Origin of the sequence: Variovorax sp. Root318D1, assembly GCF_001424835.1 — a bacterium.
In the GTDB taxonomy this organism is placed as follows: domain Bacteria; phylum Pseudomonadota; class Gammaproteobacteria; order Burkholderiales; family Burkholderiaceae_C; genus Variovorax.
On sequence record NZ_LMCQ01000019.1, the window covers coordinates 464,214 to 478,049 of the forward strand.

General features: G+C 64.1%; 15 protein-coding genes and 1 tRNA gene. 6 read left to right on the forward strand and 10 right to left on the reverse strand.

What is annotated here, in order from left to right; all coding sequences use genetic code 11:
- Nucleotides 1-30: 30 nt before the first annotated feature.
- A complete protein-coding gene (locus ASC78_RS16540) occupies nt 31-300 on the forward strand; it encodes a hypothetical protein (protein WP_028259222.1) in 270 nt (89 codons plus the stop codon).
- A gap of 12 nt (nt 301-312) precedes the next feature.
- On the opposite strand, the gene ASC78_RS27120 is transcribed toward ASC78_RS16540, so the two are convergent.
- The 7 genes from ASC78_RS27120 to ASC78_RS16570 form a co-directional block, all read right to left on the reverse strand.
- Nucleotides 313-726 carry a very short patch repair endonuclease gene (locus ASC78_RS27120; RefSeq protein ID WP_082517562.1) on the reverse strand — a complete coding sequence of 138 codons (414 nt, stop codon included), beginning with the start codon at nt 724-726 and terminating at the stop codon, nt 313-315.
- Nucleotides 727-986: 260 nt separating this feature from the next.
- Nucleotides 987-1,062: transfer RNA gene (locus tag ASC78_RS16545), tRNA-Thr, on the reverse strand.
- A 25-nt stretch (nt 1,063-1,087) separates the two neighbouring features.
- Nucleotides 1,088-2,104 carry a class 1 fructose-bisphosphatase gene (locus ASC78_RS16550; protein ID WP_055803202.1) on the reverse strand — a complete coding sequence of 339 codons (1,017 nt, stop codon included), beginning with the start codon at nt 2,102-2,104 and terminating at the stop codon, nt 1,088-1,090.
- Nucleotides 2,105-2,124: 20 nt separating this feature from the next.
- On the reverse strand, nt 2,125-4,833 hold the full coding sequence (pepN, locus tag ASC78_RS16555) for an aminopeptidase N (protein WP_055803205.1): 2,709 nt from the start codon (nt 4,831-4,833) through the stop codon (nt 2,125-2,127).
- Nucleotides 4,817-5,506, reverse strand: a complete 690-nt coding sequence (locus ASC78_RS16560; protein WP_055803210.1) for an HAD family hydrolase — start codon at nt 5,504-5,506, stop codon at nt 4,817-4,819. The genes pepN and ASC78_RS16560 overlap by 17 nt, the downstream gene beginning before the upstream one ends.
- A gap of 3 nt (nt 5,507-5,509) precedes the next feature.
- Nucleotides 5,510-6,614, reverse strand: a protein-coding gene (prfB, locus tag ASC78_RS16565; protein WP_139188741.1) for a peptide chain release factor 2 whose coding sequence is annotated in 2 segments (ribosomal slippage) — nt 5,510-6,532 and nt 6,534-6,614 — 1,104 coding nt in all. Because the reading frame shifts where the segments join, the coding sequence is not laid out codon by codon here.
- Nucleotides 6,615-6,804: 190 nt separating this feature from the next.
- Nucleotides 6,805-7,620 (reverse strand): MetQ/NlpA family ABC transporter substrate-binding protein, encoded by an 816-nt coding sequence (locus tag ASC78_RS16570; protein WP_055803470.1) that lies wholly within the window; start codon nt 7,618-7,620, stop codon nt 6,805-6,807.
- Nucleotides 7,621-7,858: 238 nt separating this feature from the next.
- Between ASC78_RS16570 and ASC78_RS16575 the strand changes: the two genes are divergently transcribed.
- Genes ASC78_RS16575 through ASC78_RS16590 form a run of 4 tightly spaced genes read left to right on the forward strand, consistent with a single transcriptional unit; the run spans nt 7,859 to nt 10,614 of the window.
- Nucleotides 7,859-8,731 carry a methionine ABC transporter ATP-binding protein gene (locus ASC78_RS16575; protein WP_055803213.1) on the forward strand — a complete coding sequence of 291 codons (873 nt, stop codon included), beginning with the start codon at nt 7,859-7,861 and terminating at the stop codon, nt 8,729-8,731.
- Nucleotides 8,724-9,386 carry a methionine ABC transporter permease gene (locus ASC78_RS16580; RefSeq protein ID WP_055803217.1) on the forward strand — a complete coding sequence of 221 codons (663 nt, stop codon included), beginning with the start codon at nt 8,724-8,726 and terminating at the stop codon, nt 9,384-9,386. Before ASC78_RS16575 ends, ASC78_RS16580 begins: the two co-directional genes overlap by 8 nt.
- A gap of 28 nt (nt 9,387-9,414) precedes the next feature.
- Nucleotides 9,415-10,236, forward strand: a complete 822-nt coding sequence (locus ASC78_RS16585; RefSeq protein WP_055803220.1) for a MetQ/NlpA family ABC transporter substrate-binding protein — start codon at nt 9,415-9,417, stop codon at nt 10,234-10,236.
- Between the two features lie 21 nt (nt 10,237-10,257).
- On the forward strand, nt 10,258-10,614 hold the full coding sequence (locus ASC78_RS16590) for a hypothetical protein (RefSeq protein WP_055803223.1): 357 nt from the start codon (nt 10,258-10,260) through the stop codon (nt 10,612-10,614).
- Between the two features lie 37 nt (nt 10,615-10,651).
- On the opposite strand, the gene ASC78_RS16595 is transcribed toward ASC78_RS16590, so the two are convergent.
- The gene (locus ASC78_RS16595; RefSeq protein WP_055803226.1) at nt 10,652-11,551 is read right to left on the reverse strand and encodes a LysR family transcriptional regulator; all 900 of its coding nucleotides are present in this window, start codon (nt 11,549-11,551) and stop codon (nt 10,652-10,654) included.
- A 128-nt stretch (nt 11,552-11,679) separates the two neighbouring features.
- On the opposite strand from ASC78_RS16595, the gene ASC78_RS16600 reads away from it, so the two are divergent.
- The gene (locus ASC78_RS16600) at nt 11,680-12,690 is read left to right on the forward strand and encodes an aldo/keto reductase (protein ID WP_055803229.1); all 1,011 of its coding nucleotides are present in this window, start codon (nt 11,680-11,682) and stop codon (nt 12,688-12,690) included.
- 39 nt (nt 12,691-12,729) lie between these two features.
- On the opposite strand, the gene ASC78_RS16605 is transcribed toward ASC78_RS16600, so the two are convergent.
- Both ASC78_RS16605 and ASC78_RS16610 read right to left on the reverse strand, forming a co-directional pair.
- Nucleotides 12,730-13,122, reverse strand: a complete 393-nt coding sequence (locus ASC78_RS16605) for a DUF4150 domain-containing protein (protein ID WP_055803231.1) — start codon at nt 13,120-13,122, stop codon at nt 12,730-12,732.
- 29 nt (nt 13,123-13,151) lie between these two features.
- Nucleotides 13,152-13,802, reverse strand: a complete 651-nt coding sequence (locus ASC78_RS16610; protein WP_055803233.1) for a DUF3540 domain-containing protein — start codon at nt 13,800-13,802, stop codon at nt 13,152-13,154.
- Nucleotides 13,803-13,836: the final 34 nt, after the last annotated feature.

Genomic DNA, 13,836 nt, shown 5'->3' on the forward strand with positions numbered 1-13,836 from the left:
GTAAACTGTGTGTATCAGCGGGCATTTCTCATGGCAACAGACACTTTGATTAAAGGGGAGTCGCTCAAGGAGATGCTTAGCGTCGGGGCAAGCGTCGACGTGACGATTTCGGCGGAGAGCGACACCTATGTGGTGTTGATTGGCGCTGGACTAACGCAGCGACTTCTTCAGGCTAAACGCGGCCACGTTCGACGGTTTCGGACGCTGGATAGCGCGGCTCAGTTTTTGAGTAAGTTAGGTTGCAGGCATGCAGCCATTGACATGGCTCATTGGGAGCCTGCTCAACGTTCGCTGGAGTGATGCGCGCGCAAGTCAGAGCTTCGAGTTCTCCATGAATGCCTTCAAGGTCGTTAGCAGGTTTTCTGCTTGCCGAACCTCGCATTCCCACACTTCGAGTACCGTCCAGCCCTGTTGTTCGAGCGCAATGCGGTTTCGTGCATCTCGCGCTTTGTTGCCGCTAATCTTTGTGCTCCAGTAGCTCTCGTTGGACTTCGGCTTGGAGGCGCGTCGGCAGGTATGGCCATGCCAAAAACATCCTTGAACGAGGATGATCTTTCGATGCCGGGGTAAAACAATATCGGGGTGGCCTGGCAAGTCCTTCCGGTGCAGTCGGAAACGATAGCCTAAGCCGTGAAGGATTGAGCGGACTGCTAGTTCTGGCTTGGTATCCTTGCTGCGGATCCTGCTCATTAACGCAGAACGCTTCGCTGGAGTAAGCGTGTCCATGTCTTACGTCGCCTAAATAGGTCGTGAAAACAGCGAGGAACTCTGATCATAGCGACGGCGAGAGGCCCTGTTTTGCCCCAGACACCTAGGCAGATCGGCGACGCGTAAGTCGCATCCGGATCACAAATCATGAACGTAACGCCTACCGCCGGTCATCGGCTAGGCGACGTTCGCGACGTAGTCGCTTCGCTTCAACTATTTGCTCGCAACGACTGTGACAGCGAAAAGGGGACAGGCCATGACAGCCTGTCCCCTCTATTTGGTGCCGGAGAGATGAATCGAACACCCGACCTTCTCATTACGAATGAGCTGCTCTACCGACTGAGCTACACCGGCTAAGCCCGCGATTATAGCAAGAGCTTCAGGCCTTTTCGGCGTGGTACTGCGTCAAACGCTCGACTTCGTTACGCGAACCCAACATCACGCTCACGCGCTCGTGCAGTTTGGTGGGCTGCAGGTCGAGGATGCGCTGCTTGCCGTTGGTGGCCGCGCCGCCGGCCTGCTCGACGAGCCAGCTCATGGGGTTGGCCTCGTACATCAGGCGCAGCTTGCCGGCCTTTTCGGGCTCGCGCTTGTCCCACGGGTACATGAAGACGCCGCCGCGCATCAGGATGCGGTGCACGTCGGCCACCATGCTGGCAATCCAGCGCATGTTGAAGTCTTTGCCGCGGGGGCCGTCCTTGCCGGCCAGGCATTCTTCGATGTAGCGCGTCATGGGCTCGTCCCAATGGCGCATGTTGCTCATGTTGATGGCAAATTCTTTGGTGTCCGCCGGAATCTGGATGTCTTCCTGCGTGAGCACGAAGCTGCCTTGCTCGCGGTCGAGCGTGAACATGGCCACGCCGTTGCCCACGGTAAGCACCAGGGTGGTCTGTGGGCCGTAGATACAGTAGCCCGCGGCCACTTGCTGGGTGCCGGCCTGCAGAAAGTCGGCTTCCTGCACGCCGGGGGTGTCGTCGGGCTTCTTCAGCACGCTGAAGATGGTGCCAATGCTCACGTTCACGTCGATGTTGCTGCTGCCGTCTAGCGGGTCGAACATGAGCAGGTATTCGCCCTGCGGGTAGCGGTTGGGCACCACGTAGATGCTGTCCATTTCTTCGCTGGCCATGGCCGCGAGGTGACCGCCCCATTCGTTCGCTTCAATGAGCACTTCGTTGGCGATGATGTCCAGCTTCTTCTGGATCTCGCCCTGCACGTTCTCGCTTTCGGCAGTGCCGAGCACGCCGCCCAGCGCGCCCTTGTTGACGGCCTGGCTGATGCTCTTGCAGGCACGGGCAACCACTTCGAGCAAGAGGCGCAGCTGGCCGGGAATGAGGCCGTCGGCGCGTTGCTGTTCGACGAGATAGCGGGTAAGGGAGATCTTCTGTTGTTGAGCCATGTGCTTTCTGTGTTCCTTGGTTAGTTACCGGCCAGGGCGCGGGTAACGACTTCGTGGGTGTCCTTGCTCAGGTCGGGCTTGGCGGCCACGCGGGCGATGGCTTCGCGCGCGGCGCTGCGGTAGGGCTCGGCCAACTTGCTCCAGCGGTCGAGGGCGCGGGCAAGGCGAGCGGCCACCTGGGGGTTGATGGCGTCCAGCTCGATGACGCGCTCGCTCCAGAACACGTAGCCGGCCGCATCGGGGCGATGGAATGCTCCGGGGTTGGCGCTGCAGTAGCTGAAGATTACGCTGCGGGCGCGGTTCGGGTTCTTGATGGAGAAGTCCGGGTGCTTCATCAGCTGCTTGACCAGCGGCAAGATGTCGCCGCCGCGGTCGGGCGCACCGGCCTGCAGCGAGAACCATTTGTCGATGACCAGCGCCTCGTCCTTGAAGATGGCGTGGAAGCGCGCGAGCGCCTGTGCGGCCAGAGTGTGGCCTGACGACACCAGCGCGTTGAGCGCGTTGAAGCGGTCGGTCATGTTGCCGGCATCCTTGAAACGCTGCAGGGTCTTGCCGGGCCACACGGTGTCGCCCGATGAGCGCGCCGCCAGGCACAAGAAGTTGAGCGCCATGCCGGCCAGCGCGCGTCGGCCAGAAGAGGTCGGGTCGGGCGTGTAAGCGCCGGTGTCGTGGTTCTCTTCGTAGACCTGTTGCCAGTCGGAGAAGAGGGCGCTGGCCAGCTGGGCACGCATGGCATCGCGCACCAGGTGCACGCGCTGCGGGTCGACTACGTCGAGCTGCTCGGCAATGTAGGTTTCCGACGGCAGCGTAAGCACCAGCTCCTTGAAGGCGGCATCGAGCTTGGGGTTGCGCAGCACGCTGCGCATGGCGTCGATGTAGGCGTCGTTCAGCACCGGGGTGATGTCGGTCGCCAGCGCCGCAATGCCCTGCAGCGCGGCGCGCAGGCCCAGGCGCTGGCCGGCTTCCCAGCGGTTGAACGGATCGGGGTCGTTGGCCAGCAGGGTGAGCAGCTGGGCGTCGGTGTATTCGAAGTCCAGGATCACCGGTGCGCTGAAGCCGCGCAAGATCGACGGCACGGGCTCGGCGTCCAGGCCCACAAAGGTGATCTGCTCGCCGGCGCGCGAAAGCACCAGCGTGCGTGTGCCGTGCGTGATGCGCTCTTCGCCTTCGAGCTGCATCGGCAGTTCGCGTCCGCTGGCGTCGAGCAAACCAATGTTCACCGGAATGACAAAGGGTTCCTTGGTCGCCTGGCCGGGCGTGGGCGGGCAGCTCTGCACGATGCTCAGCGTATAGCTGCGGTTCTGCGCGTCGTACACGCCGTGGGCGGCAAGGCGCGGCGTGCCGGCCTGGCTGTACCAGCGCTTGAACTGCGGCAGCAAGCGAGACAGTTCCGAATCGGGGTTGGCGTCGGCAATGGCTTGCGCAAAATCGTCGCAGGTCACGGCCTGGCCGTCGTGGCGTTCAAAGTAGAGGGTGATGCCCTTTTCAAAGCCCTTGCGGCCGACCAGCGTCTGCATCATGCGCACTACCTCGGCACCCTTTTCATAGATGGTGACGGTGTAGAAGTTGCTGATCTCGATGTAGCTGTCGGGCCGCACCGGGTGAGCCATGGGGCCGGCGTCTTCAGGGAACTGTGCAGTGCGCAGCACGCGCACGTCTTCGATGCGCTTCACGGCGCGGGCCGAGGCGTCGGCGCACAAATCCTGGCTGAACTCCTGGTCGCGGAAGACGGTGAGGCCTTCTTTGAGCGACAGCTGGAACCAGTCGCGGCAGGTCACGCGGTCGCCGCTCCAGTTATGAAAGTACTCATGGCCGACCACGCTTTCGATGTTGCTGTAGTCGGCGTCGGTGGCGGTGGCCTGGTTGGCCAGAACGTACTTCGTGTTGAAGATGTTCAGGCCCTTGTTCTCCATGGCGCCCATGTTGAAGTCGCTGGTCGCAACAATCATGAAGCGGTCCAGGTCCAGCGGCAGGCCAAAGCGGGCTTCGTCCCACAGCACGGAGTTGACCAGCGAGTTCATCGCATGCTCGGTCTTGTCGAGGTCGCCGGCGCGCACGTACACCTGCAGCAAGTGCTCCTTGCCGTTGCGCGCGGTAATGCGCTGCTCGCGCGCCACCAGCTTGCCGGCCACCAGCGCGAACAGGTAGCAGGGCTTCCTGAAGGGGTCGACCCACTTGGCAAAGTGGCGGCCTTCGGGCAGCTCGCCTTGCTCGACCAGGTTGCCGTTCGACAGCAGCACCGGATACGCGGCCTTGTTGGCGCGCAGCGTCACGGTGTACATCGCCATCACGTCCGGACGGTCGAGGAAGTAGGTGATCCGGCGGAAGCCTTCGGCCTCGCACTGCGTGAAGAAGGTGTCTTCACTCACGAACAGGCCCATCAACTTGGTGTTCTTGATGGGGCAGCAGGTGGTGAAGATCTCGAGTTCGAAGGCCCCTTCTTCGGCGGACGGCAGGCCGTCCAGCACGAGCTGGTCGCCTTCCATGCGGAAGGATGCGCCCTGTCCGTTGACTAGCACGCGCGCCAGGTTCAGCTCATCGCCGTCCAGGCGCAGCGGCTGGGCCGGCGCGTCGGGGTTGCGGCGCAGTTGCATGCGGTTGAGCACGCGGGTCTTGGCGGGGTCCAGGTCGAAGGTCAGGTCGACGGTGTCGATCCAGAAGGCCGGAGCGGCATAGTCTTCGCGGCGAATGGCAATCGGTTGCCCTTGGGCGTCACGCTGCAGCAGCATCGAGTGTCTCCAGAAAGTTCGAATGGGCGAGTTCGTCGTAGTCGCGAACCGCGGCAATCACATGGGGGCCGGCAAGCTCGGCGGCGGAATGGGTGCTGCACACGGCCACGGCACGCATGCCGCCGCGGCGTGCGGCCTCGATACCGAAGGGCGCATCTTCAAACACGATGCAGCGCTCGGGCGCCACGCCAATGCGGCGCGCAGCCTCCAGAAAAATCTCGGGCGTGGGCTTGCCGGCAAAGCCTTCGTCGCCGCCCACAATGGCGAGCGGCAATGGGTCCATCTTCAGGCGCGACATCGCAAACTCGATGTTGTGTTTGTCGCCCGCCGTGCCCACGGCCACCTTCAGGCCGCGCGCCACGGCGGCCTTGGCAAAGGCGGTGAAGCCTGCTACCTCGGTGAAGTTGTCGCTGAACATGGCGCGGTAGATTTCTTCTTTTTCGTGCACCAGGGTTTGGCACTCGGCGTCGGAAAGATCGCGCTCGAACAGCTCGCGCATGCACTCGGTGCCGGTGCGGCCCGTGGTGCGCGCAAGAATGTCGGTCACGTCCAGCTTGAGCCCATGGCGGGCCACAAACTCCACCCACGAGCGCGCATGCCAAGGCATGGAGTCGATCATCGTGCCGTCCATGTCGAAGATGAAGGCTTCGACCTTGTCGTGCGTGAGGCTCATCGATTACACGCCTTGCTTCAGCGATGCTTCGATGAACACGTCCAGGTCGCCGTCGAGCACCTTTTGCGTGGCTGACACTTCGACGTTGGTGCGCAGGTCCTTGATGCGGCTGTTGTCCAGCACGTAGCTGCGGATCTGGTGGCCCCAACCCACGTCGGTCTTGCTGTCCTCGAGCTTTTGCTGCTCTTCCTGGCGCTTGCGCATCTCGTGGTCGTACAGGCGCGAGCGCAGGCGCTTCCACGCCACGTCGCGGTTGCTGTGCTGGCTGCGGCCGTCCTGGCACTGCACCACGATGCCGGTCGGGATGTGCGTCAAACGCACGGCCGAGTCGGTCTTGTTGATGTGCTGGCCGCCCGCGCCCGAAGCGCGGAAAGTGTCGGTGCGCACGTCTGACGGGTTGATCTCGATCTCGATGGAGTCGTCGATTTCCGGGTAGACAAAGATCGATGCAAAGCTGGTGTGCCGGCCACCCGACGAATCGAACGGCGACTTGCGCACAAGGCGATGCACGCCGGTTTCGGTGCGCAAGAGGCCAAAGGCGTAGTCGCCTTCCACCTTGATGGTCGCGCCCTTGATGCCGGCGGTATCGCCCGGGGTTTCGTCTTCGATCTGCGTCTTGAAGCCCTTGCGCTCGGCGTACTTCAGGTACTGGCGCAGCAGCATGCTGGCCCAGTCGCAGGCCTCGGTGCCGCCCGCGCCGGCTTGAATGTCGACAAAGGCGTTGAGCGGATCGGCCGGGTTGTTGAACATCCGGCGGAATTCCAGCTGCTTGATGTCGGCTTCGAGCGCGGCGGCGTCATCGGCAATGGACTGCAAGCCGTCCATGTCGCCTTCTTCCTTCGACATCTCGTACAGCTCGGAGTTGTCCGAGAGTCCGCTGGTGAGGCGGTCGAGCGTCACGACGACGTCGTCGAGCGATTTCTTCTCGCGGCCCAGCTCCTGGGCCTTCTTCGGGTCGTTCCAGACGTTAGGGTCTTCGAGCGATGCGTTGACCGTCCTCAGGCGTTCGGATTTGGCATCGTAGTCAAAGATACCTCCGTAAATCGGCCGTCCGGGCGCTCAGGTCCGTGAGGGTTGCGCCGATTTGGTTGATTTGTTCTGCGTCCATGGGGTGTCCTGACTGTGTTCGGGGGGAAACCGCACATTTTCTCATGGACCGATTACCCGCCCCGGAAGTCCCTTGTATTGCTCCTTCCCCCTCTGGGGGAAGGCTGGGATGGGGCGGGCAGGGCGCCCATTGGATGCACCGCTTGCCCCCACCCCAACCCTCCCCCAGAGGGGGAGGGAGAAAGAAAAACTCAAAATGCCGGGACCAGCGAGCCCTTGAACTGCGTTTCGATGAAGCTCTTCACCTCCGCCGACTGGTACGCCGCCACCAAGCGCTTGGCCCAGGGCCTGTCCTTGTCGGCGCGGCGCACGGCGATCAGGTTGGCGTATGGGCTCTTGGCCGATTCCTTGATGACCGCGTCCTTGTTGAGTGAAAGCCCGGCCTTCTCGGCGTAGTCGTTGTTGATGGCGGCAATGACCAGGTCGTCGAGCGAGCGGGGCAGTTGGGCCGCATCCAGCGCTACCAGTTTCAGCTTCTTGGGGTTGCTCACCACATCTAGCGGCGTGGCGGTGTTGTTCTTCACGGCTTCGGGCTTCAGGGTGATGAGGCCGGCCGACTGCAGCAGCAGCAGCGCGCGGTTGCCGTTCGACGGGTCGTTCTGGATGCCAACCGATGCGCCCTCGGGCAGCTGGTCGATCGACTTGATCTTGCGCGAGTAGAAGCCCAGCGGCGCGGTGATGGTCAGGCCCACGGGCACGATGTCGAAACCGCGCGCCTTGTTCTGGTTGTCCAGAAAGGGCTGGTGCTGAAAGGCGTTGGCGTCCAGGTCACCCGAAGCCAACGCCGCGTTGGGCAGCTGGTAGTCGTTGAACACCACCAGCTGGATGTTCAGGCCGTCTTTCGCGGCCACCTTCTTCACCACTTCGAACACCTGCTCGGCGCTGCCGACGGAGACGCCGACCTTGACGGTGTTCTTGTCTTGCGCGAGCGCGGCGCTGCTGCCGGAAAAAAGGGCGACGGCCAGCGTTGCAAAGGCGAGGGAGCGGCGGCGGAAATTGGTGTGCATGTTGTGTGGCGCGAAATCAAAAAAATGAAGGCGCGAATGTGGCATTGCCCGGCGCACTTGGGAACGAACGAATGCGCATATCGATATGGCATCGCTCGATCATGTGTGTGGGGTCTTATGCGATTTATCGAATAAGCACGCGACGATTTGTTCGTTCCTTTTCGGTGCCTTTGTTTTCATACTCGGCCCCTTTTTGCGAACCTTCGCGGTCGGCTCCACGCCCGCCGCTGCCTTTTTTATGAGCAACCCTTCCTCCGGCGCGGGCCGCGGCAACGCGCAGCCCGTGATCCGTCTTCAATCGGTGCAGAAATCATTCGCACTTCCCAGCGGCGAGGTGTTCGACGCAGTGCAGTCGCTCTCGCTCGACATCCACCATGGCGATGTGTTCGGCCTGATCGGCAAGAGCGGCGCGGGCAAGTCGACCCTGCTGCGCCTCATCAACCTGCTGGAGCGGCCCGATGCGGGCAAGGTCTTCGTCGGCGGGCGCGACCTCACCACGCTCTCGCGCCGCGAGCTGCGCGACACGCGCCAGAACATCGGCATGATCTTTCAGCAGTTCAACCTGCTGCAGAACGCCACGGTGTTCGACAACGTGGCCTTCCCGCTGAAGATCCACGGCCGCCATTCGCGTGCCGAGATCGATGCGCGGGTGCGCGAGTGCCTGGCGCTGGTGGGCCTGGCCGAGAAGATCGACACCTACCCGGCGCAGCTCTCGGGCGGGCAGAAGCAGCGCGTGGCCATTGCACGCGCGTTGGCGCCGCGGCCGCAGGTGCTGCTGTGCGACGAGCCCACCTCGGCGCTCGACACGGAAACCACGCGCGCGCTGCTCGAAACGCTGCGCGACATCAACCAGAAGATCGGCGTGACGATCGTCATCGTGACGCATGAGCTCTCGGTGGTCGAAGTGCTGTGCCGCAACGTGGCAATCCTGGAGAAGGGCCGGCTGGTCGAGCAGTTCGCGGTGCTCGATGCGCCGAGCGAAGAGCGCCAGACGGCATTGGGCCGCGAGATCGACGAACTGGTGCGACGCCGCGAACGCGAGGCGCGCGAACCCGTCGAGCCGCGACCGCAGGCGTTGCGGCGCAACCCAGAGGAGGTGGCCTATGTTTGAGAACATCGCCCCCATCCTCCCGGAGCTCTGGACCGCCACCGGCCAGACCTTTTTGATGCTGGCTATCGGCCTCTCGGCCGCGGTGCTCATCGGCGGGCCGCTGGGCATTCTGCTTTTCCTGCTGGGGCCGGGTCAGTCGCTCGAAAACAAGCCGGCGTTCCTGGTGCTCAACTGGATCGTGAACACCGTGCGGTCGTTTCCTTTCATCATTTTGCTGGTGGCGCTGGTGCCATTCACGCGCGTGATTGCGGGCACCTCCATCGGCCCGCTGGCGGCGGCGGTGCCGCTGTCGTTCGCGGCCATTCCGTACTTTGCGCGGCTGGTCGACCAATGCCTGCGCGAAGTGCCGCGCGGCGTGATCGAGGCGGCGCACGCCATGGGCGCGTCGGAGCTGCAGATCGTCTGGCGCGTGCTGGTGGTGGAGGCGCGCTCGGGCCTGGTGCTGGCGCTCACGGTGCTTGCGGTGAGCTTTCTCTCCTACTCGGCCATTGCCGGCGTGGTGGGCGGCGGCGGCATCGGCGACCTGGCCATTCGCTACGGCTACTACCGCTTCCAGACCGACGTGATGGTGCTCACCGTGGCGCTGCTCGTGGTGCTGGTACAGATCCTGCAATTCGTGGGCAACACCACGGCGCGCAGGCTGGACAAGCGTTGAATTTTTGTTCCCTTACTTTTTTGATCTCATGAAAACCGCACTGCTGCGCCGTTCCGTCCTCGCCTTGTCCCTGGTTGCCCTGTCGTTCGGCGGGCTTTCGCTGGCACAGGCCCAGGAAGCCAAGAAGAACCTCGTCATCGGTGGCACCGCCGGCTCCAACATCGACCAGCTCAAGGCCGGCATCGTGCCCATCCTCGAGAAGAAGGGCTACAAGGTGAAACTGGTCGAGTTCAACGACTACGTGCAGCCCAACCTCGCACTTGCGCAGGGTTCGCTCGATGCCAATTTCTTCCAGCACCAGGTCTACCTGAAGAAGTTCTCGACCGACCAGAAGCTCGACCTCGCGGAGCTGGTGCAAGGCCCTATCGCGCCGCTGGGCGTGTACTCCACCAAGCGCAAGTCGCTGGCCGAACTGAAGGAAGGCGACCGCTTCACGTTGCCAAACGATCCGAGCAATCTGGCTCGCGCGCTGATGCTCCTGGAGCAGAACAAGCTCATCACCATCAAGTCCGGCGTCGATCCGCTGCGCGCGTCTGAAAAAGATGTGGCCGAGAACCCGAAGAAGCTCAAGTTCATTCCGCTCGAAGCCGCGCAGCTGCCGCGCTCCCTGGGCGACACCGAATACGCCATCGTCAACGGCAACTTCGCGATCTCGTCGGGCCTGAAGCTCAGCGAGGCGGTGGTGCTGGAGAAGACGCCCGACCACTACCTCAATGTGGTGGCCGTGAAGAGCGCTGACAAGAACACTGCCTGGGCCAAGGACATTGTGGAGGCCTACCATTCGAAGGACTTCAAGGCCGTGGTCGACACCAAGTTCCAGGGCTATGCCAAGCCCAGCTTCCTGCAATAACTCTCAAGCAAAAGGACGCCCATGCCCGTGCTCGCTGTTTTCGACACCGAAGGAAACTGGCGCGACACGCATGTGTGCGACGGCTGGATCAACGAGCACCTGGCTCGGCAGGGCGTGGCCTGGGGCCGCGAAGCCGCGCCGCAAGGGCAGCAGGTGCTCGACCGCGCGGCGCTTGTCTACCTGCCCACGCAGGACGGCTACCTGGGCCTGCTGTTCGAAGCCGGGGAATGGGTGGCGCTGCCGGCCGACAAGCCGCTTTTCTTCGATGCCGGCGAGGCGGAGTCGTTCGATGGATTGCCCGCCGCGCTGCCGCTGTTCGAGGCCTTCGTCGAACAAGTGCTGTCCCTCACGGGCAACGACGCTGACGATGACGCGTGAGTGATGGCGCGGCCCTTGGCCGCCCGCCGTTTGCGCCTCAGTGTTTCGCCTCGTTCTTCAGAAAGTCAACGAAGGCGCGCAGCGGCGCCGGCATGTGCGTGCGGCTCGGGTAGTAGAGAAACGGGCCTGAGAAGCTCTGCCACCAATCCTCCAGCACCGGTACCAGCGCGCCGCTGTCGAGCGACGGGCGCAGGTACTCGTCGAAGGTGTAGATGAGCCCAAGGCCCGACTCGGCCGCATGCAATTCGAGATCGATCATCGACGCCACCAGCGGCCCGCTCGGCGTGATGCGGACGGTCTTGCCCTTGCGCACGAAGCCCCAGGCCGCGAGCACGCCGCTCGGAAAGCGGTGACCGATGCAGGCGTGCTGCAGCAGGTCGGTCGGGTGCCTGGGCGTGCCGTGCGCCGCCAGGTAGCGCGGTGACCCGGCGGCCACGAAGCGCTGCACGCGCGGGCCTAGCGGCACGGCAATCATGTCGCGCGCAATGCTCTCGTCGTAGCGAATGCCGGCGTCGAAGCCGGCTGCGAGCACGTCGATGAAGGTGTCGTTGGTCGTCACCTCCAGCGTGATGCCGGGGTGCGCGGCCAGGAATCGGCTGGCCAGTGGCGGCAGCACGCGCTGCGTCACGATGGTCGGCACGTTGAGCCGCAGCGTGCCGGTGGGGCTGTCGCGAAAGCTGTTGAGCGTGTCGAGCGCGCCCGAGATGTCGTCGAGCGCCGGCGCGATGCGTTCCAGCAGCCGCTGGCCGGCCTCGGTGGGCGTGACGCTGCGCGTGGTGCGGTTCAAAAGCCGCACGCCCAGCTGCGCCTCGAGCCGGCGCATGGCTTCGCTGAGCGAGGAGGGCGACACCCCGCGCAGCGCGGCGGCACCGCGAAAGCCGCTCGCCCGCGTCACCGCCACGAAGGCGCCGAGGTCCGAAAGGTCGGGATCGGTCATGGTGTCGGATTGTGCGGTTTTTTGCACAGCTCGTGCGGTGCTGGGCGGATTATCGAACGAGGTTCTTTCTTCCAGACTACCGCCATACCGCTTGCAACCGCTTGCGGCCTTCAACGAAAGGAAGCGCAATGAACACACGTCAACTCGGGGCCAGGGGCCCGAAGGTTTCCGCCATCGGCCTCGGCTGCATGGGCATGTCGGCGCTGTACGGCCCCTCGGACCGCACCGAAAGCATCGCCACCATTCATGCCGCCATGGACGCGGGCATCACGCTGCTCGACACCGGCGACTTCTACGGCGGCGGCCACAACGAAATGCTGATCGGCGAAGCACTCAAGGGCCTCAAGGGCTCGCAGCGCGACGCGGCCCTGGTCAGCGTGAAATTCGGTGCCCTGCGCGATCCGGCCGGCGGCTGGAGCGGCTACGACGCGCGGCCCGAAGCGGTGAAGAACTTCCTGGTCTATTCGCTGCAGCGGCTGGGTGTGGACCATATCGACATTTACCGCCCGGCGCGGCTCGACTCGAACGTGCCGATCGAAGACACCGTGGGCGCCATTGCCGACATGGTGAAGGCCGGCTACGTGCGGCACATCGGGCTCTCGGAAGTGGGCTCGCACACCATTCGCAAGGCGGCGGCGGTGCACCCGATTGCCGACCTGCAGATCGAGTATTCGCTGATCTCGCGCGGCATCGAGGACGACATTCTTGCGACCTGCCGCGAGCTGGGCATCGGCATCACGGCGTATGGCGTGCTGTCGCGCGGGCTGATCAGCGGACACTGGAAGAAAGAGGGCGCGGGCGCCACGGACTTTCGCGCGCACAGCCCGCGCTTCCAGGGCGAGAACGTCGAGCGCAACCTGGCGCTGGTCGATGCGCTGCGCAAGATCGCGGACGCCAAGGGCGTGACGGTCGCTCAGATTGCCATTGCATGGGTGGCGGCGCAGGGCGAAGACATCGTGCCGCTGGTGGGTGCGCGGCAGCGCACGCGGTTGCAGGAAGCGCTGGGCTCGCTCGGTGTTGCCTTGAGCGCGGACGATCTCGCAGCCATCGAACGCGCGGTGCCGAAGGGCGCCGCGGCCGGCGAGCGCTACGCCGCCGCGCAGATGGCCCATCTGGACAGCGAGGCGGGCCACGCTTGACCAAGCCTGACGGCCGGGAGTCGCGCCTCGGCCTGTGCTTCAGGGCGAAAGAATCATCACCTTGCACTGGCTCGGCACGATGCGCATGCCGACCATGTTGTTGCGGTTTTGCGTGCTGAGGCTGGTCATGCGCGTGGCCGGCGTGCCCTTGATGAGCACGGTGAAAGCGCCGGTCACGTGCCGCGACTGGCTCATGAAGGTCTGCGAGACGATGCCGCCGCCGGCACCGGTGGTGTCGCCCAGCGTGATGGGCGTGGTGGTGGCCATGTTGTGCGCGGGCATGCCCATGAAGAGGATGTTCCACGCGTTGGGCACTGCCGTGGGCCCGAACGCCATGTTCGGATACGGAATGGGCGCCATGGCCGCGGGAGGCGTCTTGCAGACATCGGGGAAGGCCAGGTCCATTCCCATCAACTGGCAGTTGGCAAACATCGGTGGTTCTCCTTGAATCGGCTGGTGTATCAACCCATGTGGATTTGCGCGGCATCGACCTTGACGAGCTCGCTGGCCGTGAGCACCGTGTGCCTGGCATGCAGGCGCGTGGTGCCGGCGGCCTCGCAGTCGAGGTGGCCCACGCGCACCTGCTCGGTTTCGTCCACCACGCGCAGTGCGCTGCGCGCCATCTGCACGATGCGGTCGGCCACCGATTCGAAGACGCGCCCGACCAGGCGCAGGCGGCCGACGGTGGCGTCGAGCGCCTGGCCGGTGTAGCGCATGTCGTCGACGCGGCAGCTGGCGTTGGCGGCCTGCAGGTGCCATTGCGCGCCTTTCATCTGCAGCTGGCCGCCGCTTTGAAGGCGCACGTCGCCGGGGCTTTCGATCGAGAGTGCGCCGGGCGCGTCGATGCGGCTGAGGGAGGCATCGGCCTGCTCGAGCACGGCAATGAGGTACACCCTGTGGCTGTCGGGGCCTGAGAGCAGCACCGTGTCGCCCACTTCGGGCCTGAGCAGGCAACTGGCGGCGCGCCGACAGCGCCAGGCAAGTCCGCCGTCGTCCTCGACGTCGAACTGCGAATCGGGCAGCGCAGCCGTGAGTCGCCCCATGAAATGAACCGGCATGGGCGCCAGCGCCGTGGCGGCGGCGATGGCGGGGCGCAGTGGAACGACATTCATGGCGGATTCCTTTCTTGCTTGCTGTTGGCGGCTG